This window comes from Kineococcus lubricus, assembly GCF_050871965.1.
Classification (GTDB): domain Bacteria; phylum Actinomycetota; class Actinomycetes; order Actinomycetales; family Kineococcaceae; genus Kineococcus.
Window position 1 is genome coordinate 101,528 of sequence record NZ_JBJLSK010000006.1, and the last position, 22,535, is coordinate 124,062.

At 74.6% G+C, this 22,535-nt stretch carries 14 protein-coding genes, 1 tRNA gene and 1 pseudogene; 9 read left to right on the plus strand and 7 right to left on the minus strand.

The window, feature by feature from the left end; translation table 11 throughout:
• Positions 1 to 72 precede the first annotated feature (72 nt).
• The 3 genes from ACRYRX_RS06265 (at position 73) to ACRYRX_RS06275 (ending at position 4,667) form a co-directional block, all read left to right on the plus strand.
• The gene (locus tag ACRYRX_RS06265; protein ID WP_432510970.1) at positions 73 to 2,388 is read left to right on the plus strand and encodes an MMPL family transporter; all 2,316 of its coding nucleotides are present in this window, start codon (positions 73 to 75) and stop codon (positions 2,386 to 2,388) included.
• Between the two features lie 348 nt (positions 2,389 to 2,736).
• Positions 2,737 to 4,011 carry a sensor histidine kinase gene (locus tag ACRYRX_RS06270; RefSeq protein WP_432510971.1) on the plus strand — a complete coding sequence of 425 codons (1,275 nt, stop codon included), beginning with the start codon at positions 2,737 to 2,739 and terminating at the stop codon, positions 4,009 to 4,011.
• Positions 4,008 to 4,667 carry a response regulator gene (locus tag ACRYRX_RS06275; protein ID WP_432510972.1) on the plus strand — a complete coding sequence of 220 codons (660 nt, stop codon included), beginning with the start codon at positions 4,008 to 4,010 and terminating at the stop codon, positions 4,665 to 4,667. Before ACRYRX_RS06270 ends, ACRYRX_RS06275 begins: the two co-directional genes overlap by 4 nt.
• Positions 4,668 to 4,814: 147 nt before the next feature.
• On the opposite strand, the gene ACRYRX_RS06280 is transcribed toward ACRYRX_RS06275, so the two are convergent.
• Both ACRYRX_RS06280 and ACRYRX_RS06285 read right to left on the minus strand, forming a co-directional pair.
• Entirely contained in the window at positions 4,815 to 5,657 is an 843-nt protein-coding gene (locus ACRYRX_RS06280) for an SDR family NAD(P)-dependent oxidoreductase (RefSeq protein ID WP_432510973.1), read from the minus strand.
• 938 nt (positions 5,658 to 6,595) lie between these two features.
• Positions 6,596 to 7,261: a TetR family transcriptional regulator gene (locus ACRYRX_RS06285; protein ID WP_432510974.1), complete on the minus strand. Its 666-nt coding sequence runs from the start codon at positions 7,259 to 7,261 to the stop codon at positions 6,596 to 6,598.
• A 128-nt stretch (positions 7,262 to 7,389) separates the two neighbouring features.
• On the opposite strand from ACRYRX_RS06285, the gene ACRYRX_RS06290 reads away from it, so the two are divergent.
• Positions 7,390 to 9,795, plus strand: coding sequence for an MFS transporter (locus ACRYRX_RS06290; protein WP_432510975.1), 2,406 nt, complete (start codon positions 7,390 to 7,392; stop codon positions 9,793 to 9,795).
• A 421-nt stretch (positions 9,796 to 10,216) separates the two neighbouring features.
• Here the strand turns inward: ACRYRX_RS06290 and ACRYRX_RS06295 are convergent, their stop codons facing one another.
• Entirely contained in the window at positions 10,217 to 10,804 is a 588-nt protein-coding gene (locus ACRYRX_RS06295; protein ID WP_432511049.1) for an SMP-30/gluconolactonase/LRE family protein, read from the minus strand.
• Here ACRYRX_RS06295 and ACRYRX_RS06300 point away from each other — a divergent pair.
• Positions 10,715 to 11,408 (plus strand): annotated as a pseudogene (locus ACRYRX_RS06300) (IS3 family transposase); the annotation flags it as partial. The gene ACRYRX_RS06295 and the pseudogene ACRYRX_RS06300 sit on opposite strands and share 90 nt — an antisense overlap.
• Positions 11,409 to 11,811: 403 nt before the next feature.
• Here the strand turns inward: ACRYRX_RS06300 and ACRYRX_RS06305 are convergent.
• Positions 11,812 to 12,729, minus strand: a complete 918-nt coding sequence (locus ACRYRX_RS06305) for an alpha/beta hydrolase (protein ID WP_432510976.1) — start codon at positions 12,727 to 12,729, stop codon at positions 11,812 to 11,814.
• Positions 12,730 to 13,258: 529 nt separating this feature from the next.
• Here ACRYRX_RS06305 and ACRYRX_RS06310 point away from each other — a divergent pair.
• Positions 13,259 to 14,914, plus strand: coding sequence for a cell wall-binding repeat-containing protein (locus tag ACRYRX_RS06310; RefSeq protein ID WP_432510977.1), 1,656 nt, complete (start codon positions 13,259 to 13,261; stop codon positions 14,912 to 14,914).
• A 332-nt stretch (positions 14,915 to 15,246) separates the two neighbouring features.
• Here ACRYRX_RS06310 and ACRYRX_RS06315 read toward each other — a convergent pair whose 3' ends face one another.
• From ACRYRX_RS06315 to ACRYRX_RS06325, 3 genes are all read right to left on the minus strand, one after another.
• Positions 15,247 to 15,975, minus strand: a complete 729-nt coding sequence (locus ACRYRX_RS06315) for a phosphocholine cytidylyltransferase family protein (protein ID WP_432511050.1) — start codon at positions 15,973 to 15,975, stop codon at positions 15,247 to 15,249.
• Positions 15,976 to 16,034: 59 nt separating this feature from the next.
• Entirely contained in the window at positions 16,035 to 17,186 is a 1,152-nt protein-coding gene (locus ACRYRX_RS06320) for a CDP-glycerol glycerophosphotransferase family protein (RefSeq protein ID WP_432510979.1), read from the minus strand.
• 952 nt (positions 17,187 to 18,138) lie between these two features.
• Positions 18,139 to 18,223 (minus strand) — tRNA-Leu (locus ACRYRX_RS06325).
• Positions 18,224 to 18,370: 147 nt separating this feature from the next.
• On the opposite strand from ACRYRX_RS06325, the gene ACRYRX_RS06330 reads away from it, so the two are divergent.
• From ACRYRX_RS06330 to ACRYRX_RS06340, 3 genes are read left to right on the plus strand one after another with little or no spacing between them, the layout of a single operon-like run.
• Positions 18,371 to 19,351: an AAA family ATPase gene (locus ACRYRX_RS06330; RefSeq protein ID WP_432510980.1), complete on the plus strand. Its 981-nt coding sequence runs from the start codon at positions 18,371 to 18,373 to the stop codon at positions 19,349 to 19,351.
• Positions 19,348 to 20,367, plus strand: coding sequence for a DUF58 domain-containing protein (locus ACRYRX_RS06335; protein ID WP_432510981.1), 1,020 nt, complete (start codon positions 19,348 to 19,350; stop codon positions 20,365 to 20,367). Before ACRYRX_RS06330 ends, ACRYRX_RS06335 begins: the two co-directional genes overlap by 4 nt.
• Positions 20,364 to 22,520, plus strand: coding sequence for a transglutaminase-like domain-containing protein (locus ACRYRX_RS06340; protein ID WP_432510982.1), 2,157 nt, complete (start codon positions 20,364 to 20,366; stop codon positions 22,518 to 22,520). Before ACRYRX_RS06335 ends, ACRYRX_RS06340 begins: the two co-directional genes overlap by 4 nt.
• Positions 22,521 to 22,535 lie beyond the last annotated feature (15 nt).

Here is a 22,535-nt window from a genome sequence, read left to right on the forward strand (position 1 = left end):
GTCCCGCCGGCCCGTCGTCGTGCTCGGACCCCGCCTCTCCCGTCTTCTCCCCGTTTCCCTGGAGGAACTCCGATGTCTGCCCTCGCTCGCTGGTGCGCCCGCCGGCGCTGGACCGTGGTGGCGGTGTGGCTCGTGGCGCTGGCCGCGCTGGCCACCGCCGCGCTCGGCGCAGGTTCGAACTTCTCCAACAGCACGAACCTGCCGGACACCGAGTCCAGCAAGGCCTACAGCCTCATGGCTGCGGCCGGCATGTCCTCCGGTGGTGAGTCGGGGAACATCGTCTGGCACACCGAGGGGACGGCTGTCGACGACGCGTCGGTGGTTACCGACGTCTCCGCCGCCCTCACGCAGATCGCCGCCCTGCCCGGTGTGGAGTCCGTCGTCAGCCCCTACACCGACGCCGGCACCGCTCAGCTGAACGCCGCGGCGGACACCGCCTACGCGACGGTGACCCTCAGCTCCGAGGACAGCGTCGCGAAGATCGAGTCGATCGCCGCCGGTCTGGACACCGCCAGCCTCGACGTCGCCGTCGGCGGCACCGCCTTCGAGGCGGAGGTCGGCGCCGGCGGGGGCACCGAGGGAGTCGGCATCCTCGCCGCCCTGGTGATCCTGCTCGTCGTCTTCCGCTCGATCTGGGGCGGGCTGCTGCCCATCATCACCGGCGTCCTGGGCGTCGGTGCCTCGCTGCTGTCGATCGTCCTGCTCTCCCACGTCACGACGCTGTCCGCCAACGTCATCACCATGGGCTCCCTGGTCGGCCTCGGCGTCGGCATCGACTACGCCCTGTTCATCGTCAACCGCTACCGCAACGCCTTGATGGCCGGCAAGACCGTTCAGGACGCCGTCGTGGAGGGGGTGGACACCTCCGGGCGTGCCGTCGTCTTCGCCGGCGCCACCGTCGTCATCGCCCTGCTCGGCGTCTTCATCGTCGGCATCGACCTGCTCACCGCGATGGCCCGCGGCGCCGCCCTGGCCGTGGTCATGAGCGTCCTGGCCGCGATCACGTTCCTGCCCGGACTGCTCTCGATCCTGGGGCACCGCGTCCTGTCCCGTCGTCAGCGGCGCCAGCTGGCCACCACCGGCCCCGTCGAACCCGTCAACGCCGTCAGCGCCTCCCAGCGCGGCATCGCCCACCGCTGGGCTGACCTGGTGCAGCGCAACCCGCTCCGTCTGGCCGTTCTCGGCTTGATCGTCATGATCGCCCTCGCCGCGCCGGCGGTGAGCCTGCGCCTGGGCTCCGCCGACGCCAGCAGCGACCCCAGCGGCTCCGCCACCCACCGGTACCACGCGATGATGTCCGAGGGCTTGGGGGACGGTTTCGACGCCACCCTGGTCGTCGTCGGCGAAACCCCCGACCCTGCCGCCCAGCAGGCCTTCGACGCCCTGGTGACCCGGGTGCGCGGCGTCGAGGGCGTCAGCGCCGTCGACGCCGCCCCGGCCACCGGCGCCGTCTCGATCGCGTCCGTGGTCCCCACCACCACCGCCCAGGCCGCGGCGACCGAGGACCTCGTGCACACCCTGCGGGAAGACGTCGTCCCCGCCGCGGAGTCCGGCACCGACCTGCGCGTCCACGTCGGCGGATCCACGGCCAGCAGCATCGACTCCGCCGGGAGCACCCTGTCCAAGCTGCCGCTGTTCCTCGGCCTCATCGCCGTCCTGGGGTTCCTGCTGCTGGCCATCGCCTTCCGCAGCGTCCTGATCCCGTTGATCGGCGCGCTGGGCAACCTCGTCACCCTCGCGGTCAGTCTCGGCGTCCTCGTCCTGGGTTTCCAGCAGGGCTACGTCACCGACGTCCTGCAGCTGGGCAGCGGCGCGCCCATCGAGTCCTTCGTGGCCGTCCTGGGCATCGGCATCCTCTTCGGGCTGGCCATGGACTACCAGGTCTTCCTGGTCAGCCGCATGAAGGAGGAGTGGGAGCACACCCGCGACAACTCCCGGGCCGTCCGCGTCGGGCACGCCGAGACGACCAGGGTCATCACCACCGCCGCGCTCATCATGTTCTTCGTCTTCGCCGCGTTCGGTTTCGCCGGCCAGCGCATCGTCGCCGAGATCGGGGTGGGGCTGGCCGTCGCGGTCCTGGTCGACGCGTTCGTCCTGCGCCTGACCGTGATCCCCGCCCTCATGCACCTGATCGGTCAGCGTTCCTGGGCCTACCCCCGCTGGGCCGAGCGCATCACCCCCCGCATCTCCGTCGAAGGCGGATCCTCTCCCGCCCCGGTCGAACCCGCCGCGACGGCTCGACACCGCACCGGCGCCGCCCTCACCCCCGTGCCGCGCACGCACGGTGACGGAGACCAGGACCGAGGGACCGGGACGGTCCAGGACGCCGACGGTCCGACCGCGCAGGGCTGCACCCGGGGCAGCACCCGGAGCACCACCCAGCTCTGACCGGCGCGGGCCCCGAGCTCCAGGCCGGTGTCCGGCCCGGGCAGGTGACGAGGCAGCGAGCGGGCAGATCCCCACGGGGGTCTGCCCGTTCGTCGTGCAGGAGGAGGACCTCCTCCCCTCGCCCGGTGGACCTCGCCCGGGCACCGGCCCGGCTGCCTCGCCGCCCCTCGAGGACCGGCTGCCGGAGGTGTACTGCGACCGCAGTAGAACCGGGTGCTCCACCGCGACGACGCGCGACGCGCCGAACGGCGCGAAGGTCGTCAGGTGAGTGCCGACAGGGCCGCTGCCCGGGGAGCAGCCCACCGCACGCGGCTGTGGAACCGGTGGGCAGCTGACACGATCGCTGCCATGAGCTCTCCCACCGGCAGTGCGCACCGGGCCGAGGACGGTCCGACCCGGCCCGTGTGGCTGGTGCCCGTGGGACTGCTGGTCAAGACCGTCCACGTGATCGTCCTCGCGGCGCTGGTCACCGGGCTGACCGCCGACGCCCACCCCTGGCGCGCCGCGCCGGTGTACGCCCTGAGCGCTGCCGGGGTGCTGCTGTCCAGACGGTCCTGGTGGATCGGGCTGACCCTGGTCGCCGTGGCACCCCTGCTGGCGGTGACCTCGGGCGCCGAGCCGATCGCGCTGTGGACCGTCGCCTCGTTCACGACGTTCCTGCTGACCGTGCGCGGGGCGCCGCCGGTGCGGGCCGGCGCGATGGCTGCCGCCGGCAACGTCGTGGCCCAGTGGCTGATCGAGGGCGGTTTCAGCGCCCCGGCGTTCGTCACCCCGGCCGTGGCGGCGTTCTCGGCGGTGGCGGCCGCGGCCGTGGGCAGCGCCGTCCGCAGCAACAACCGCTTCTGGGAAGCGCTGGAGCAGCGCGCCCGCGACGCCGAGGTCGGCCAGGAACTGCGGGTCCGTCGAGGTGTCGCCGAGGAGCGGGTGCGCATCGCCCGGGACCTGCACGACAGCGTCGGGCACGCCGTGGCCGTCGTGAACATGCGTCTGGGTGCTGCCGAGGTGCAGCTGCCCGCCGGCGGTGACCCGTCCGGTGACCCGTCCGGTGGCACGGACGTCGAGGCCGTCCGTGCCGAGCTGGCCGCGGCGCGCGCCGGCATCCAGGACGTCCTGCGGGAGATGCAGCAGATCCTGGAGGTGCTGCGGGTGGACGAGGGGCAGGCGCTGGCCCCGTCCCCCGACGCCGGCGGTGTCGAGCAGCTCGTCGCCGGGGCCCGCTCAGCCGGTCTGGACCTCGACGTCGACCTGGGCGAGCCGGGTGACCTGCACCGGCCGCTGCCCGCGCAGGTGGGATCGGCCACCTACCGCATCGTGCAGGAAGCGTTGACCAACGTGCAGAAGCACGGCACCGGGACGGCGAGGCTGCGGGTCGACGTGGCCGAGGACGGGGTGCGCATCGAGGTGCTCAACCCGTTGCCGGCCGACGGGTCCCGGGCGGTGCCGATCGCGGAGGGGTCCTCCGGGACGTCGGCGGCGGGAACAGCCCGGCCGACGGGCGGGCACGGGCTGGTCGGCATGCGCGAACGCGCCGCCGCCGCGGGCGGGCAACTGGAAGCCGGGCAGCACGACGGCTGGTTCCGGGTACGAGCGCACCTGCCGGTGCGGAGAGGAGACGTGCGGTGATCGAGGTGATGATCGTCGATGACCAGGAGATGATCAGAGAAGGATTGCGCATCATCATCGGTGCCCACCCGGACCTGCGGATCTCCGCCGTGGCCGCCGACGGGCTCGAAGCGCTGAAGCTGCTGGAGACGACACCGGTCGACGTGGTCCTCATGGACATCCGCATGCCCGGCGTCGACGGGGTGGAGGCCACCCGCCGCATCCGCGCGACCCGCAGCAGCGAGCAGGTGCGGATCTGCGTCCTGACCACCTTCGACCACGACGAGAACGTCCTGCGCGCCCTCAAGGCCGGCGCGGACGGTTTCCTCAGCAAGGGAGCCGGCCCGGCGGAACTGACCAACGGCATCCTCGACATCGCCCGCGGCGGGAGCGCCCTGTCCCCCACCGCCCTCAGCGCCGTGGTCACCCACGTCGCCGGGGACACCTCCGTGCCCCACGACCCCCGGGCCGTGGAACTGTTCACCGCGCTCACCGCGCGCGAACGCGAGGTCGTGGAAGCGATCGTGACCGGACTGGACAACCAGCAGATCGCCGAGCGGATGTTCGTCTCCCCCTTCACGGTCAAGACGCACGCCAACCGGGCCATGAGCAAGGTCGGCGCCCGGGACCGGGCGCAACTCGTCTCCCTGGCCGTTCGTGCCGGGATGCGCCCCTAGCTGCAGCGGGTTCACTCCACCCGGGTCGTCGTCCTGGCCGCGCGCGGGCGGTGCCGCCACCGCGCGGCGCGTTCGCGCAGGACGACCGGGGAGCGGGCGCCGCCTCAGCGGCCGCTCCCCGGTGGCCCCGGGCCCGGGGGGAGCGGTTCAGGCGGCGGACCACCCGCCGTCGGAAGCCAGCACGACACCGTTGACGTTGAACGCGTCGTCGCTGAGCAGCCAGGTGATCGAGGAGGCCAGCACCGCGGCGGTGACCGGTGCCGGGAGGATCCCCCGGGCGCTGCCCAGACGGGTCGGCCCGAACGGGGAGGTCACCTTCACCTCGATGTTGGTGATCGTCGGGCCGGGGGCGACGGCGTTGACGCGGATTCCGCTGGGGCCGTACATGAAGGCACTGCTCTTGGTCAGCCCCGCGACCGCGTGCTTGGACGCGGTGTAAGCGGCCCCTGCGGCCGAGCCGCGCAAGGCCGCCTCGGAGGCGGTGTTGACGATGGATCCCGCGCCGCGCTCCAGCATGCCGGGCAGGACGGCGCGCATGAGTTTCATCGTGCCGTCGACGTTCACCGCGAAGACGCGCTGCCAGACCGCGTCGGTCATCTCGTGCAGCGCGGACATGTCGTCCATGATCCCGGCGATGTTCGCGAGCGCGTCGATCCGTCCGTCGGCTGCTTCGAGGATGCCGGCGATGGAGGTGTCGTCGGTGATGTCGGCGCCGACGGCGGTGACCTGGAGACCGGGCAGCGCGGTGACGAGGTCGTCCAGGCGCTCCTCGGCCACGTCGACGGCGACGACGTGTCCGCCTTCGCGCGCGACGCGGGTGGCGGTGGCGCGGCCGATGCCGGACCCGGCGCCGGTGACGACGACGGTCCTGCCCGCGAAGCGGTCGGGGGTGAGGCGTTCGGTCCAGGCGGCCTCGGCGGCAGCTGCGGCGGCGGCCATCGGGTCGTCGGTGGGGAACTCGGCGGCAGCGAGGTTGCCCTGGTCGGTCATGGAACTGCTCCTTCGTCGTGGTGCCGGGGATCGAGTCGGGTGGTGGTTCTCGCGAGGTGGTCAGTCCGCGACGACGATGGCCAGGGCCGGGCACCCGTGCGCGGCCTGGTGGACGTCGTCGGAACTCCCGGCGGGGGGCTGGTCGTCGAGCAGGACCACGGTGCCGTCCTCGACGCGTTGGTCGAGGACATCGGGTGCGGCCGTGACGCACTGCCCCGACGCGACGCGGGCGTGCTCGTCGATCGCGGTTCGTCCGGGTTCCTCCTCAGGTGGTCCGGGTGGAGCGCGGGGTTCGAGGTTCACCGTTCCGAGCGGTGTCACCAGGTGGCGGGCCGGGCGTGGACGCCACCGACGGGGGCGTCGTGCTCGAACGGGATCACCTCCGGCGGAACCACCGCCGCGACGTGGGGATCCGCCGGTACACCGCGCCGAGGACCGCGTGCGGTTCCCGTCGGGCCGGCGGCGACCTCCGCGGGTGACGTCGAGGTGGGGCAGCGGTTCCTCGGCCGCGGAGGCGATCAGGTTCGGGTTCTCGCTCCCCCGCAGCAGCAGGACCACGAGTTCGGCTGCCGAGTCGCGTTCCTCGGGCGCCACCAGTGCGGCCGGGGACCGGCCCGGGTCGGCACGGTGCACCACCAGCCACCGGGAACCGCCGTCCCACGACGTGACGCGCGTGCTGGGGTCGCCCTCGCGCTGCAGGCGCTGCGGGTCCGCCGGCAGGGGTCCTGCGTCCTGCGCCGGGGAGGTCACCAGGTCGGTCATCGATCCTCCAGGGGTGGTTCGGTCGCGAGGCCCCGGGGTCGAGAACTCCTTCCCCACCGGCTGTGACGGGTTCCCGGTCCGGCAGCCACCGGGACGCCCCTGCGGAGCGGGGCCGGCCTCGCCCGCTCCCCGATGCACCGGAGGACGCTCACCGCGGTCGACGGCCACCGCGGCGTTCAGCCGACGCGGCTCACCGACGCCGTCAGCATGCCCACGACGGCGTCGACGAGGCCGTCGGCGCACTCCCCCCAGCTCGCCCGGGCCGGCGCCCGCCCGGTGGCGAGCGCCGTCTCGCGCTCGGCGTAGAGGTGGACGGACAGGAGCCGCATCATGTCGGACCGCTCGGCGCGCACGGCCGGCGGGACGTCGGGCAGGCACGCCTGGAGGCCGTCGACGATGCGGCGCAGGGTGGGTGAGCGCAGGGCTCGTTCGACGACGAGGTCGTGGCGACGGGGGTCGGTGGCCAGTTGCGCCGACAGGCGGGCGTACCAGGTGGGTGAGCCGAGTTCCTCGAGGTGCTGGGCGGTGGGGCGCACCAGGCAGTCGACCCAGGCGCGCAGGTCGGCTGACCCCTCGACCCGGGCCAGCTGCCGGGCGCGCAGGCTCTCGACCGCTGCGAGGTGGCGTTCCACGATCGCTTCGACGAGGTCGGCGGTGGTGCCGAAGTGGTAGTTCACGGCGGCGTTGTTGCCCTGCCCGGCGGCGGCGCTGATCTGGCGGTGCGAGACGTTGTCGAGGCCGTGCTCGGCGAACAGCCGCTCGGCGGCGTCCAGGATCGCTTCGCGGGTGGCCTGTGCGCGCGAGGCCGGACGGGCCCGTTCCGGCTGCGGTGATGCGGTCACGTCCTGCACGTGCGTCCCTCCACCGTCTGCGCCGTCTGGTTGCCCGTTGCAACGAAACGACGAGTGTGCTCAACTAAGTCAATCAGTTGCATTAAGACTATCCCCTCGTCGACCGAAGGACCAGCGTGATGTCTTCCTCGCCCGGGCCGGTGCCCGCTGCGCGCGGCAGCCGAGCCACGACGCCACCCCCCGCACCCGCGGACCGGGCGAGCACCAAGGCCGGTCTCGTCGTGGCCGTCCTGGCCCTGGCCGGGATCTCGGTGTCCCTCATGCAGACCCTGGTCATCCCCATCGTGGGTCAGCTGCCGGCCCTGCTGAACTCCACGGCCACCAACACCTCGTGGGCCATCACCGCCACCTTGCTCGCCGGCGCCGTGGTCACCCCCATCGCCGGCCGGCTGGGCGACATGCTGGGCAAGCGCCCCGTCCTGCTCACCAGCGTGGCCGTCATGGTCGCCGGCTCCGTCGTCTGCGCCTTCGCCGAATCGCTCACGCCCATGATCGTCGGGCGCGCCCTGCAGGGCTTCGCCGCCGGCGTGATCCCCCTGGGCATCAGCCTCATGCGCGACGTCCTGCCCGCCGACAAGCTCGGGCCCGCCACCGCCCTGATGAGCGCCTCCCTCGGCGTCGGCGGTGCCCTCGGCCTGCCCGCGGCAGCCCTGATCGCCGACAACCTCAGCTGGCACTGGCTGTTCTGGGTCGCCGCCGGACTCGGCGCGGTGGTCTTCCTGCTCATCGCCACCCTGATCCGCGCACCGCGCAGCACCGCGCGCACCGGCCCGGCCCCCCGCTTCGACGTCCTCGGCGCCATCGGCCTGTCCGGCGCGCTGATCTCCCTGCTGCTGGCCGTCTCCAAGGGCAAGGACTGGGGCTGGACCAGCGGCTGGACCATCGGGCTGTTCGCCGCCGCCGTCGTCCTGGCCCTGGCCTGGGGCCGCTGGGAACTGCGCACCGCGCAGCCGCTGGTCGACCTGCGCACCACCGCCCGCCGCCAGGTGCTGCTGACCAACCTCGCCTCGCTGGTCTTCGGCTACGCCATGTTCGGCATGTCCCTGGCCCTGCCGCAGATCATCCAGCTGCCGAAGGCCACCGGATTCGGCCTGGGCGAGTCGATGCTCGTCGCCGGCCTGGCCATGGTGCCCGGTGGCCTGGTGATGATGGTCACCGCGGGTGCGTCGGCCAAGGTCACCCGCGCTCACGGCCCCAAGGTCAGCCTGATGATCGGCGCGGTGATCGTGGCCGCCGGCTACGGCCTGGGCGCGATCTTCATGGACGCCGTCTGGCAGCTCGCGATCGTCTCCGGCGTCATCGGCGCCGGCATCGGCTTCGCCTACGGCGCCATGCCGGCCCTCATCATGTCCGCCGTCCCCGCGAACGCGACCGCTTCGGCCAACAGCTTCAACACCCTGGTCCGCTCCGTCGGGTCCTCGATCTCCAGCGCCGTCGCCGGCGCGGTCCTGGCCGCCTCGGCGACCACCCTGGGCACCGTCACCGTGCCCTCCCAGGGCGGTTTCCGCACCGTGCTGATCATCGCCGCCGGTGCTGCGCTGGTCGCGCTGGTCATCGCGTTCTTCCTGCCCGGACGTGCTCGCCCCGCCGACTCCCCCGGCACCCCGGGACCCCTGGCAGCGGCCCCCGCCGGCCTGCCCGAACCCCGGTTCGAGGGCCGGCCCGTCAGCTCGCCCGCCCAGGTCCCCGCCCAGGTCCCGACCCAGGTCCCGACCCAGGTCCGCCAGACGATCGCCTCCGCGCTCACCGTGCACGGCACCGTGTTCACGAGCGGTCCGCGTCCCCTCCCCGGGGCCGTCGTCACCCTCACCGACACCGCCGGGCACCAGGTCGCCCGCGGTGGGAGCGACACCGAGGGCCGCTACGAGCTGACCGTGCCCACCGGCGGCACCTACCTGCTCATCACCGCCGCCCCGCACCTGGCCCCGCACGCCAGCCTCATCGCCGTCGGCCGTGGACCACTGGCGCACGACGTCCACCTCGCGGGGCGTTCCGCCCTCACCGGCCGGGTCCTGTCCCCCGGGAACACCGCCGTCGGGGCCGCGATGGTGACCCTGACCGACGTCACCGGCCGGGTGGTCACCTCGACCGTCACCGACGTCGACGGCACGTACGCCTTCGACGCGCTCCCGGCGGGCTCCTACGTGGTGACCGCCCGCTCCGGTGAGCACCCGCCGGCCGCTCAGGCGGCCGAGCTCGGCGACGACACCGCCCTCACCCTCGACCTGCCCCTGCCGGGGTCGGCGGCCCTCGTCGGCAGGGTGACCGCCGGTCGCGACGGTCAGGCCCTGTCCGAGGCGCTGGTGACGCTGATCGACGCCGCGGGTGACGTGGTCCACCGGACGACGACCGGCCGTGACGGTGGTTACCAGCTCACCGACCTGCCCCCCGGGCAGTACACGCTGACCGCCTCCAGCCACGCACCGGCCACGCAGACGGTGACGGTGCGCGCCGGCACCACCGGCAACGCCGACCTGCACCTGGGCGACGGCGCCGACGTCGTGGCGCAGACGCCTCAGCGCTGACGCGGCAGGTCCCGCGCTCGAGCACTGGTTCGCGGCGGCGTCCGGGTCCCCACCGGTGGTGGAGGACCCGGACGTCGTCACGCACGAGGGGTCGAGAGCCCGGCTCGAGGACCCGGCTCGATCCCCCGCGCTCGTGACCCGCTGGCGCCGGCACTGGACCGGCCGCGAAGAACCACGCCTCGTCGCCGTCACCCGGGCCCGGCCGAGCTCGTGCAGGCCGAGGCCGCCGACCCCGGACCGCCCCGTTCGGGACTGCGCGGCACCCGGGTTCACCACCACGGCGAGTTCACCCGGCGGGAGAGGCCCCTCTCCGGGCAGTCCTGCGAGATGGTCGTCCCAGCTGAGGTGCGGGGGTGGCGATCGGCGCACCACCGCGACCGCTGCACGTCGGGAACCGTCTCAGCGCGACGCTCCCGCAGAGCTACCCGCCGTTGGACTGGCGCGTTCCTCCGGCGAGCGCGTCGAAGGCGTGCAGGAACCCCCCGCTGGGTCCGCTGACCGTGACCACCGCCTCCCGCGTGCCGGGTCGGACGGCGACGCCGGTCGCCGAGTACGCCCCGTCGTCGGGGGTGTCGGCCTCGACGGTGGTCAGGTGCTGCCCGGTCGGGCTGAGCACCTGCACGGCAACACGTCCGTGCAGGCCCTGGTGGACGTTGCCGTCGGCGTCGACGGCGTTGGAGTCGATCCGAGCGGCGCCGGTGTCGACGTGCACGGCCGGGTGGATGGCCCGCAGCTGTCGTCCCTGCTCGGTCAGGGCCAGGTGGTCCATCCGATTGGCGTCGTACTGGCTGACGTACGACCCGTCCGAGGTCTCGTCGAAGGAGATGCCGTTCGGCGCGGGCAGCGCCCCGGCCAGGACGGCGGCGGTCCCTGCGGAGGGGTCGATGCGGACGACCCGGCCGCGGGGCTGATCCGGGCCGAGGTGTACTACGAGTGGCGCGCCAACCCGGTCACCGCCCGCGACTGGAACGATGACCACCTCATCAGCACCGCCATCGACATCCACCACGATGCCCCCGGGTTCGGCTACCGATCCATCGCCGATGAGCTGCAGCAGCAAGGCGTGAGGGCATCACGCAACCGCGTCCAACGCCTGTGCAGCCTGCAGGACCTGTTCTCAGCCCACGCCCGCAGACGTGGCGCCGGGCGCCGGCCGGGGCCACCGGTGCACGACGACCTCGTGCACCGGCAGTTCACCGCCGACAAGCCGAACGCCCTGCGGCTCAACGACATTTCCCCCAAGCGGGAGGTGCCCCACCGAGCACCCCACCGCCGGGGGAAAGCTCTACCTCCGTGCGGTCGAGGACGCCTGCTCCAACCGGAGCGTCGGCTACTCCATCGACGCGCGGATGACCGCCGATCTCGCGGCGCAGGCGCGCGGGTCGATGGGCCGGGTCGGGACCTGCGCGGACAACGCCGCGATGGAGTCGTTCTTCAGCCTGCTGCAGAAGAACGTCCTGGATCACCGGCGCCGGTCCAGCCGCGAAGAACTGCGGCTGGCGATCGTCACGTGGATCGAGCAGACCTGTCACCGTCGCCGTCGGCAGCAGGCCCTCGGTCGCCTGACTCCCGTCGAGTTTGAGACACTGCTGCAGGCCGCTCACCCGGCCTGAAAGCCCCTACCGGCAAGGGTCGACTGGAGTGGGGGCAGACCCCATCAACGTCCACGCGCACCTCCAGCAGGCGCGGAGCGAGGACGTGCTGCCGCAGGCCCGTGCCGGTGCTGGCCAGCTCCCTGCGCACCGGCTGCTCGACGTTGGACGCCAGGTGCCCGACAGGAGCGATGGCCAGGTCGAAGCCCCCCAGAGGCGAGACCAGCTGGCTGGGACACCAGCCCGTGAAACGCCCCGCTGACCGTGTTGTCCGCCGTAGCGCTGACTGCGCCGTCACCAGCGGAACCGGTGCGGGAGTGCGAGCGACTGCCGGTGCGCTGCAGCGGTGCCGCGGCGGCGCCCGGCTCCTGTCAGCCTCCCGTTCACCGACGCCTCGCGCCGTCGTAGCCGGTCGGGGTGCCTGTCAGCTGAACGCTGCCCGTAGCTGCTGCCCGATGAAGTCGCGCGCGGCGCGGGCATCGTCGATGACGCCTGCGAGGTACAGGAACGGGTGGACCTGCCCGTCGAACTGGCGGACGGTCACCTCGACGCCCGCGGCCTGCAGCGCCGCGGCGTAGGAGTGACCGTCGTCGCGCAGGGGGTCGCACTCGGCGATGACGAACGTGGCCGGCGCCAGCCCGGACAGGTCCGTGGCCGCCGAGGGCACCAGGCGGGGGTCGTCCAGCGCGCCCCCGGGCGCGTAGCTGTCCAGGAAGTACTGCATGTCCCGCGTGGTGAGGTAGTGGCCTTCGCCGTACCTGCGGTAGCTGTCCGTCCCGCCGGCCCGGCCGCGGGTCACCGGGTAGATCAGCACCTGGTGCCGCAGCCCGGCGTGACCACGCAGCGCCTGCGCCGTCGCGGCCGCCAGGTTGCCGCCGGCGCTGTCCCCGGCGACGGCCACGCGGTTCCGGTCGACCCCGTCGAGGGCTCCGTCCAGCAGCGCGCGGGTCGCGGTTACGGCGTCGTCGAACGCGGCGGGGAACGGGTGTTCCGGGGCGAGGCGGTAGTCGACGCTGACGACGACGGCGCCGCCGGCCACGGCGATGTCGCGTGTCGTCGTGTCGGCCAGGTCCGGGTTTCCCAGGACCCACCCGCCGCCGTGGAAGTAGGCGACGACGGGCAGGCCCTCCTCGTCGCTCGGGCGGTAGACGCGAGCGGGGACCGGCACCCGGCCCGCCCCGGTGAGCTGGACGTCCTCCACGGAGTGGACCGGTGTGGGCTCGCCGGTCAGGGCGATCGCGTCGGCGAGGTTCGCGCGGTTCACGGCGACCGGGAGGGAGTCCAGCGGCGGCGCACCCTCGACCATCGTCAGGAACGCTGCTGCTTGGGGGTGCAGTGCCACGGTGTCGACCATCCTCTTCATCGGGGAGCGTGGGGCGAACCTACCTACTGGGCGGCGGTGCGGCAGCGACCAGGTGGCCACCGGTGGCCCGGACGGTGCAGCCCGGTTGAGCGTCGAGAGGCGTACCGCGAACACGTCCACCCCCTGCCGGGCACGACGACCGCATGGGCCGGCGACCCGCAGTTCCGGGAACCCGTTCACGGGCACTGGTTCAGCGCAGCTCGTCGCCCACGAGTGACGTGCGGTGGTGTCGGCCCCGCGAGACCCAGCCGTCCCGACCCCGCGGTGGCCACGGGGCCGAGACGGGGACTGCTTCGCCACTTCGGCAGAGGTTCCAGCGTCGTCGGGCTGCGTGCTGTGTTCGCAGCATCGCCTCGCTGCCGGGCGAACGGCAGGGCGAACACAGGGCGAACGGCGGAACTCGGGTAGATGTCCAACCCCGTGAACACTCTCCGCGGTGAGTGACGACATGCAACACTCAGTGACGAAATGCCCGTGATCCGTTCGTACCGCAAGGGGAATCACCGCCATGAGCCTGCGCCGACCTCTCGCGCGACTGAGGACCCTGGGTCTGCTGGCCACCGCCGCCGCGCTGCCGTTGAGCGCCGCGACCGTAGTGGCCACCACGGCACCGGCCGCCGCCGCCGGCGTGGAGACCGTCGTCGGCGCCTGCCCGGCCGGCCTGCCCGTCACCAACGCCGCCTGCGGGAAGACGTACACCACGGCCGCGGCCTCGACCGGCCTGCAGGAGATCCGCGGCGAGGACCGCTACGCCACCGCTGTGGCCGCCGCCCGCACCGGGTTCCCCACCGCCGACGTCGTGGTCCTGGTCAGCGGGGAGGACGCCCACCTCGTCGACGCCCTGTCCGCCGCGCCGCTGGCCCGCCGGCTCGCCGCCCCGATCGTCCTGACCGCCCGCGGCGCCCTGCCGCAGGCCACCGCCGACTACCTCGCCCAGCGGCGCCCGGCGGCCGTGCTGGCCATCGGTGGTGAACCGTCCGTCTCCACCGCCGTCCTCGACCGGGTCCGCGCCCTCGGCGTCGCCAGCGTCGGGCGCATCGCCGGCGGCGACCGGTACTCCACCAGCGCCGCGGTCGCCGCGTTCGTGACGGGCGGGACCCACGCGTGGGTCGCCTCCGGCGACAGCGGCCACCTCGTCGACGCGCTCGCCGCCGCCGGGCCCGCCGCACGGCTGGGCGAACCCCTGGTCCTGGCCCCGGTCACCGGGACCGCGGACGCCGCCGCGCAGCTGCGGGCGGCCGGCACCACCTCGACCACCGTCGTGGGCGGTGAGAACGCGGTCGGCGACGCCGTCGCCGGCCAGTTCCCCACGGCCAGGCGCACCAGCGGTGCCGACCGGTTCGCCACGGCGAAGGCCGTCGCCGAGGAATCGGTCACCCGCGGCGTGGCGCGCGGCGACGTCCTGGTCTCCAACGGGGAGGACGACCACCTCGTCGACGCGCTCGCGGCCGCACCGCTGGGGCGGGTGACCTTGCTGACCGGCGACGCCGGAGCCGGGACGAGCACCGTCACCGCGTGGCTGGCCGGGGGGCAGGACCGCACCACCTTCGTGGGGGCCGCGGCCGACGACCTCGTCTGCTGGCAGGTGGCGGACTGCACGCGCGTGGCCTCCACCGACGTCGACGGGGACGGTGCCCGCGACGACGTCGCCCTCGCCGGCCGCGCCGGCGACGAGACCCAGCAGCTCCGCGTCCGGGCCGACGGGACCGTCCGGACCGTCACCGTCGACACGCTGGCCTCGGCCCACTCCAGCCCCTGGGTCGGGGCGGCGCCGCTGGACGACGTCGCCGGCGACGAACTGGTCGTCCTGTCCGAGGTCGGTGCCCACGCCGAACGCAACACCGTCCTCACGTGGCGGAACGACGCCCTGGTCGCCGAGGCCGCGCCGGACCCGCGGTGGGACCGCGGTTCGTGGTTCGTGGACGGATCGGCCAACCTGAACACCGGCATCACCTGGGTCTCCCCCGGGCACCTGATCGTCCGCGACACCGACGTCGACGACTCCGGTGCGCACCTGATCGGCACGACGCAGGCGTACCGGTCGCGCAACGGCGTCTGGGCCGCCGACGGTGCCGCCACCACGGTCGTCTTCGCCGCGGACGCGCAGATCCCCGACGAGTACTCCGGCTGGCACGTCCCGGGGTTGCCGACGTACGGGTCCTGAGCACGCGGAAGCCGCCGGTCCCCCGGCGCCGGCGCCGGCCAGTTCACCCCCCGTCCGGGGGCGGTGCTGGACCGCCGCGACGCCACGCTCCCGCCGATGAGCGGACTGCCGGGGGGAGCACGATGACCGGCTCCGGGTCCGGAGCCGGTCGTCGACAGCCGGCGGCAGACGATGCACCGGGGGTTCGCGTCGGACGTGGTGGGGGCGCCGGCGTGGACCACGGGGACCTCCCGGTGGAGGTCCCCGCGTTCGAGCCGACGCGGTCCGCTCCCGCTCAGCTCCGGCGGGTCGCAGCTGAGCGGTTCACCGCGACCCGGTCCGGTGCCCGCCGGTCAGTTGAGCTCCGCGGCAGCGGGTTTGAGCCAGAGGTTCACCTCGTCGATGCGGTCCGCGCGCTGCAGGTCGTCCTCGAAGTCGACCTCGACGACGTCGAACGTCGACACGTCGACCGGGGCGACGCGCAGGCCGCGGCGGGCGATGGCCGTCTCCAGGCCCCGCTCGAAGTAGTCGCCGTCCGCGCAGGCGCGCAGTTCCTCGATCAGCACCGCCTTGTCGGCGGCGCTGACGTAGTTGATGCCGACCGCCTCCCCCAGGCCACCGGAGACCGTCTTGGACAGTTCGTCGATGAAACCTTCGGCGTCGACGGTGTACTTGACCTCCTCCTCACCGACGGCGGCGGTGTTGACGCACACGAAGCTCTCGTCGCGCTCCAGCCACGGCTGCACCTGCTGCAGGATCCGGGGGTCGAAGACGACGTCGCCGTTCATCCACAGCACACCGCCGGGGTGGGAGGTCTCCAGCGCGCGCAGCAGGCTCTTGGAGGTGTTGGTGGAGTCGAAGAGCTCGTTGTAGACGAAACGCAGGTCCGGGTGGGCCTCCATGAGCACGTTGGCCTTGAAGCCGACGACGACGGCGATCCGCACCTGCTCACCCAGCGCCGAGCGCAGGTTGTCCAGCTGCTGGCGCATGATGGTGCGCCCGTCGCGCAGCACGGTCTGCGACTTCGGCAGCGGGCGTCCCAGCCGGGTGCCCAGGCCCGCGGCGAGGATGACGGCCTGCACGCCGTCGCCACGGGTGCCGGTGGCCGGGACGGTGTTGAAGTGGGTACCGCTGAAACCGTTCACGCCTTCACTCCTGCCGTGCTGTCGAGGGAACCGGTGTCGAAGCGAGGATCGGGGTCGACGCGGGACCGGAGGACGAGGTCGAGGACGCGATCGGCGGCGTGGCCGTCCTCGGCGTGGCAGAACCGGGCCGTGAACGCCTCGTACCGCTGCGCGAACCGCGCTCGGAGCGCCTCCACGTCGGCGAGGGCGTCCAGGACGTCCTCGGAAGTCCCCAGCACCGGTCCCGGGGCGATCTCGGGCAGGTCGAAGTAGAAGCCGCGCACCACGTCGCGGTAGTGCTCGAGGTCGTAGGTGAAGGAGACGATCGGCTTGCCGGTGAGGGCGAAGTCGAACATCGCCGAGGAGTAGTCGGTCACCAGCACGTCGGCGGCCAGGTACAGGTCGTTGATGTCGGGGTGCTCGGAGACGTCCACGACTCCGGGCACCTCCCGCCCGCGCATCGACTCGGGCACGAAATGGTGCAGGCGCAGCAGCAGCGCGTACCCCTGCCCCAGGCGCTCGGCGAAGCGGTCGGGGTCCAGGGGCAGGCGGGCGCCGGGGTCACCGCCGGTGTCGCGGTCGTCGTCGCGCCAGGTGGGCGCGTACAGGACGACGGTGCGCTCCGCGTCGATGCCCAGCTGCGCGCGCACCTGCTCGCGGCGCTGAGCGGCGTCGGGCGCCAGCAGGGCGTCGTTGCGGGGGTAGCCGGTGACCGGGACCGCGCCGGGGAAGCGGAAGGCGGCGCGCAGGGGGACCGCGCCGGCCTCGCTCGGCCCGAGCAGCACGTCCCAGCGGGTGACGTCGTCGTCGAGGCGGGACAGCACGTCCTCGTCGCCCGCGGCCTGGTTCAGCGCGTCGCGGTGGATGCGCTTGAGCGGGGTCCCGTGCCAGGTCTGGACGTAGGTCGTCCCCGGGCGCTTGGCGAAGGGCGGCAGGTGGTTGTCGGCGACGACGACGTCGGCGGACTCCAGCGCGGCCACGGCCTCATCGGTGCCCACGGGCACGGTGGCGGTGCCGGCGGGGAACGACGCGGCGTGGCGAGCGTGAGCCAGCCACACGTGCTCCACGCCCTCCGCACCCCCCAGGTCCGCGCGGTGCAGGGCCCGCTGGTGCAGGGCGCGGGGATTGTCGGAGTAACGGCCCCCGAAGCTGTAGTAGACGATCTTCACGTTCTTCTCTCGGTCGACGGTCCGGCCGGGTGCCCTGGTGGTGACCCCGCCGAGTGCAGTGTGCAGCGTCGGGGCCTCCTCCGACGACTTCCTCCACCACCCGGGGCATCGCGCCAGTGCCCGGCCGACCGGGCGGGACGCAGATGCGTGGCCCCGGAGCCTCGCAGGGAGCCGCCGCGGTGGGTGAGACCGTCGCGGCCGCACCCGGTGCTCCCACCCACCGCCGTGGCGGTCGCCACCCGCGCCGCCCCCACACCTCCGGGGTTGCTGTTGTCCTCGCGCGGATTCGCTGCTCGCGTCGAGTCGTTTATCCCGCTCGTTGACTCCGGTAACTGAACTTCCTCATTCAAGCTGGACATGGAGATCGAGGAGCCCGCCCGCGCGATCCGGCCCTCGCCGACGAGGACGTCGGCGTCCGTGCACGCCTGCAGCAGCGGCACGGTCGGGACGACCCCTCGCCGGCGCAGTCCGGGCGGCTGCGGGTGAGGACGTGCTGCGGCAGGACCGTCGCGGTGCTGGCCGGAACGGGCGCTCAGCTGCTCCGGCACGGGCCCCGGGTCGTCGGCCGGACCGGCACCGCGGATCAGGCACCCGCCGGGCGAGGTCCGGTCCGGTGCGGTGCGGGCCCGCCGTGGCTGCACCCGGCGCCGGGGGCTCAGGACGCCGCCACCGTCCGTCGCCGGCGTCGGGCTGCACGGCTCCCCCACCCCGCGCGTGCCGGGAGAGCTCGCCGGCGAGCACAGGTCCGTGGCGGACCGGCGAAACGGTCTCGCCCGTGGTCGTGGTGGTCCTCACCGGGGTCGTCGGGCTTTCCCGGGAACGACCGCGCCGGGTGGACGTCGTCCGCGTTCCCGTCGTCCCCCGCACGCTCGAAGGATCGGCGCCGGAAACGAAAAAGGCCCTGACCTGCACGGATGCTGGTCAGAGCCTGTCTCGTCGCTGTCTCAACGAGTGTCCGAGGGGGGACTTGAACCCCCACCCACTATACGTGGACTAGCACCTCAAGCTAGCGCGTCTGCCTATTCCGCCACCCGGACGAGTGGTGCCCGCCCGGGTGTTTTCTCCCGTGCGAACGAGGAAAACCCTAGCACGGCAGGCAGGTCGTCCACGCCACTGCTCCGCCCGGGGGACCGGCCGTCGGGTGGGCGGGAGCCGGTGCCGATGCCCACCGGGTGGACCACGCCGTGACCGACCCGCACCCCGCCGACCCCTGCGCCCGAGCACGGGCCCTGGTGGACGGGGTCGAACGGGTCGTGCGGGGCCGGCGAGCGGCGGTGGAGCTGCTCGTGGCCGCGGTGCTGGCGCGCGGGCACGTCCTGGTCGAGGACGTGCCCGGCAGCGGGAAGACGACGCTGGCGACGGCGTTCGCGGCGTCGCTGGGCGCGCGGTGCGGGCGGGTGCAGGCCACGGCCGACCTGCTGCCGGCGGACGTGACCGGTTCGGGCGTGTGGGACCCGGCCTCCGGCGGGTTCCGGTTCGTGCCGGGGCCGGTGTTCGCCCCGGTGGTCCTGGTCGACGAGCTGAACCGGACCTCCCCGCGCACGCAGTCGGCGTTCCTGGAGGCCATGGAGGAACGGGCCGTCACCGTCGACGGCGTGCGCCACCTCCTCCCGGACCCCTTCGTGCTCGTCGCCACCCAGAACCCCGTGGAGCAGCACGGCACGTACCCGCTGCCGGAGGGGCAGCTGGACCGGTTCGCGGTCCGCGTCGTGCTGGGGCCGCTGGACGAGCAGGTGGAGCGGCAGGTGGTGCGCGAGCAGCTCGCCGGGAACCGGCCCGAGCGCCTGTCCCCCGTCCTGTCCCTGGCCGGCCTGCTGGAGCTGCAGGAGGCCACGGCCGCGGTGCACGTGGCCGACGCCGTGGTGGACCTCGCCGTCCGGCTGTGCCGGGCCACCCGCACCGACCCGCGGGTCCTGCTGGGGGCGGGCACGCGGGCGGCGGTGACACTGGTCCGCTGCGCGCAGGGCCGCGCGCTGCTGGCCGGGCGCGACCACGTCGTGCCGGAGGACGTGCAGGCGCTGGTGGTGCCCGTGCTGGCGCACCGGCTCGTGCCCGGCGACGGGCACACCCTGGCCGGCGAGGACGGGACGGCCGCGCGCACGCTCACCCAGGAACGGCTGGCGGCCGGTCTGGTGGGTTCGGTCCCGGTGGACCTGCGGCGGTGAGCGCGGCCCCCGACACGGCCCGGGCCCCGGTGGCCGAGCACCTGCTGGACCGGCACCCCACCCGGCCGCGGGTGCGGGTGCGGCCCATCGCGCTGGCCACGTCCGGTCCGGCGCTGCTCGTGCTGTCCTTCGGCGTCGGCAACCGGTGGCTGGCGCTGGTGGCGTGCCTGCTGCTGGCGGTGACGGCGCTGGCCGTGCTGACCGCGCCGCCGGTGACGTCGCTGGCGGTGTCGGTGCGGGTCCCGGCGCGGGCGCGGGCCGGGCAGGTCGTCGAGCACGTCGTGCGGGTGCGCAACACGTCCTCCCGGCCCTGCCCGGCCGTCGTGCTGCACCTGGGCGGGGACGGTTTCGCGCCCTGCCACACGGGGTTGCCGGACCTGGCCGCCGGTCAGGTCGTGGAGCTGCGGCTGCCGCGGGCGGCGCGCTCGCGCGGGCTCAGCGCCGGGCCCGTCGTCCTCGTCGAGGCCGCCGACGTGCTCGGCGTGCACCTGCAGCGCCGGTGGGCGGCGGTCCCGGCCGCGGTGGCCGTGCACCCCGCGCCGTCTGCCGTGCCGCGGCTGCCCGTCCCCGCGCCGCGCCCGGGCGCCGACGACCTGGCCGCGGTGCGGCCCTTCCGCGCCGGGGACCGGCCGTCGGCCGTGCACTGGCGGGCCAGCGCCCGCCGCGGCGGTGGGCCCACCGGCCCGGCGCTGGTCGTCGTCGAGCGCGAGGCGGCGCCCGAAGGGGTGCTCGTGGTGGTCCTGCCGACCGCACCGGCGGGTTTCGAGGACGTCCTGGGGCAGGTCGCGGCGCTGATCGGAGCCGGACGGGCCGCCGGTCGCCGCATCGCGGTCCTGGACCCGACGTCCCCGGTGGTGGCCGAGGGGGCCACCGCGCTGGACGTGCTCGCCGCCGCGCAGCCGGCCGAGCACGTCCTCGCGCAGCCCGGCGGGGCGGCGCTGGAGCGCGCGCGGCGCACGGCGGGCCCGCACGGACGCGTCGTCGTGGCCGCCGCCGACGGCTGGCGGTCGGCGTGAGGGGCCCGCGCGCAGCCACCGGGGGCGACGTGCCGGGCGAGGTGCCGGGGGACGTCGCGCCGGGCGACCTGCTGGCCTCCCACGCCCCGCCCGCGGTGGCGCTGCGCTGCGCGGGCGTCGCGCTCGTCGGCGCGGTCCTGGCCCTGGTCGTCACCGGGGTCGTCCCGGCTGCGGCGGCGCTGACCACGGCGGTCGCGGTCGTCGTGGCCTCGCTGCTGCGCGGGCACCGGGTCGGCGCCCAGCTCGCCGGGGCCGGTGGGGCGCTCGCGAGCGTCGTGTGGCTGCCGGGCGTGGTGGCCGCGGGGGGTGTGCCGGCGGTGTGGCCGGTGGTGGCGTGCGCGGTGGGGTCGCGGCAGTTCGCGACCGTGCGCACGGTGCGGGAGCTGCGGCTGGTGCTGGCGCTGGCGGTGCTGGTGTCGGTGGCGGCGGCGGGCTCGCCGGCGGGGTCGGGGGCCTCGGGTGGGCTGGTCGGGCCGCTGGTGCTGGTGTGGGGGTCGGTGCTGGCGGCGGCGGCGTTCTCGGTGCCGCACCGGCCGGTGCGTGCGGTGGTGGTGCGGCGGGCGGCGCGGGCGGCGGCCGCGGCGGCGGTCGCGGGACTGGTGCTGTTCCTGCTGGTGCCGGTACCCGCAGGCGACGGGTGGGCCGGTGGGGCGGCGGGCCTGCCGGGTGCGCCCGGGAGCTCGTCGGGGTCGGTGGCCCGGTCCGCGCAGGCGTACGCGGGCGGGACGCTGGACCTGTCGGCGCGCGGGGAGCTGGCGGGCACGCGGCTGCTGTCGGTGCCGGTGGACTCGCCGGCGCTGTGGCGGGCGGGGGTGCTCGACGTGTACGACGGGCGGTCGTGGTCGTCGTCGGGGAACCCGGTGGTGTGGACGTCCCGCGCCGGGGCCGGCGCCACCGAGTACTCCGCGGTCCCCGAGGACGGGGCCTCCGAGGGCGTGCGGGCGGACGACGTCGCGGTGCTGGGGGCCTACCCGGCGGTGGTCAGCGCGGGGTCCCCGGTGGCGTTGAGGTCGCCGGACCGGTTGCTGGACAGCGGGTCCGGTCTGGTGGTGGCCGGGGCGGGGGCGGGGTCCGCCTACCGGGTCTCGGCGCGGGTCGTGCCCTCGCTCGAGGACGCCGGGGACGTCCCCGGGACGGGGGCGGCGGACGCGCCGGTGCGGGCGCAGCGGTGGCTGGCGCTGCCGGCGTCGGTGCCGGCGCGGGTGCGGGACCTGGGACGGGAGCTGACCGCGGGCCGGGACGCGGTGTCGGCGGCGCGGGCGGTCTCGGCGCACCTGCGGTCGGTGGCGCGGTACTCCCTGGACGCGCCGGTGCCGGGGCCGGGGGTGGACGCGGTGGACGCGTTCCTGTTCACCGACCGGGTCGGGTTCTGCGAGCAGTTCGCGAGCGCCCAGGTGGTGCTGCTGCGGGCGGCGGGGTACCCGGCGCGGCTGGTCACCGGGTTCTCCGGTGGTGCGGTCGAGGGGCGGCGGCGGGTGCTGCGGTCGGCCGACGCGCACGCGTGGGTGGAGGTGTGGGTGCCGGGGACGGGGTGGGTGTCCTCGGACCCGACGGCGGGGGCGCCGCTGGTCGAGGCCGGCGGCGGGAGCTGGTGGTCGCGGGCGTGGTGGGGATCGTGGTCGTGGGTGCGGGACCGGGTGGCGGCCCTGCTGGCGGACCCGGCGGCGCGGGCGCTGGCCGTCGCCGTCCTGCTGGCGGGGGCCGGGGCGGTGTGGTGGCTGCTGCGCCGGGCCGGTCGCCGGACGGCGGTGGGTCCGGTCCCCGGCGCCGTCGCGGTGGCCGGGGCGCGCCGGGGGGACCCGGCGGTGCGGGCGCTGCTGCTGGCCTGGGAGGGGTTCGAGGCGGCCTCGCCGGCGTCGTGGCGGCGGCGGCCGGCGGAGGGCCTGGAGGACTGGTGGCGGCGGGTGGCAGCCCCCGGTGCCGCAGGAGGGCTCGGCCGGGACCTCACACCCGGGGGGCCCGGGACGTTGGCGGGGGTGTGGGACGAGGTGGGGTGGGCGGTCGCGGTGGTCCAGCGGGCGTGCTTCGCGCGGGTCGTGCCGTCGCGGGCGGAACTGGCGGGGGCCCGTGAGGCGTTGGAGCGTGCGTCGTCCGCCGTGCTGGCGGCGCGGGCCGCGGCCGGTCGCGGTGGGGGCACGGGTGGTCGGGGGTGACCTCGGCGAGCGCCG

Excerpts from the sequence above, each read along its gene's own strand:
- ACRYRX_RS06265 (WP_432510970.1), top strand. The coding sequence starts at position 73 with ATGTCTGCCCTCGCTCGCTGGTGCGCCCGCCGGCGCTGGACCGTGGTG.
- ACRYRX_RS06270 (WP_432510971.1), top strand. The coding sequence starts at position 2,737 with ATGAGCTCTCCCACCGGCAGTGCGCACCGGGCCGAGGACGGTCCGACC.
- ACRYRX_RS06280 (WP_432510973.1), bottom strand. The coding sequence starts at position 5,657 with ATGACCGACCAGGGCAACCTCGCTGCCGCCGAGTTCCCCACCGACGAC.
- ACRYRX_RS06290 (WP_432510975.1), top strand. The coding sequence starts at position 7,390 with ATGTCTTCCTCGCCCGGGCCGGTGCCCGCTGCGCGCGGCAGCCGAGCC.
- ACRYRX_RS06310 (WP_432510977.1), top strand. The coding sequence starts at position 13,259 with ATGAGCCTGCGCCGACCTCTCGCGCGACTGAGGACCCTGGGTCTGCTG.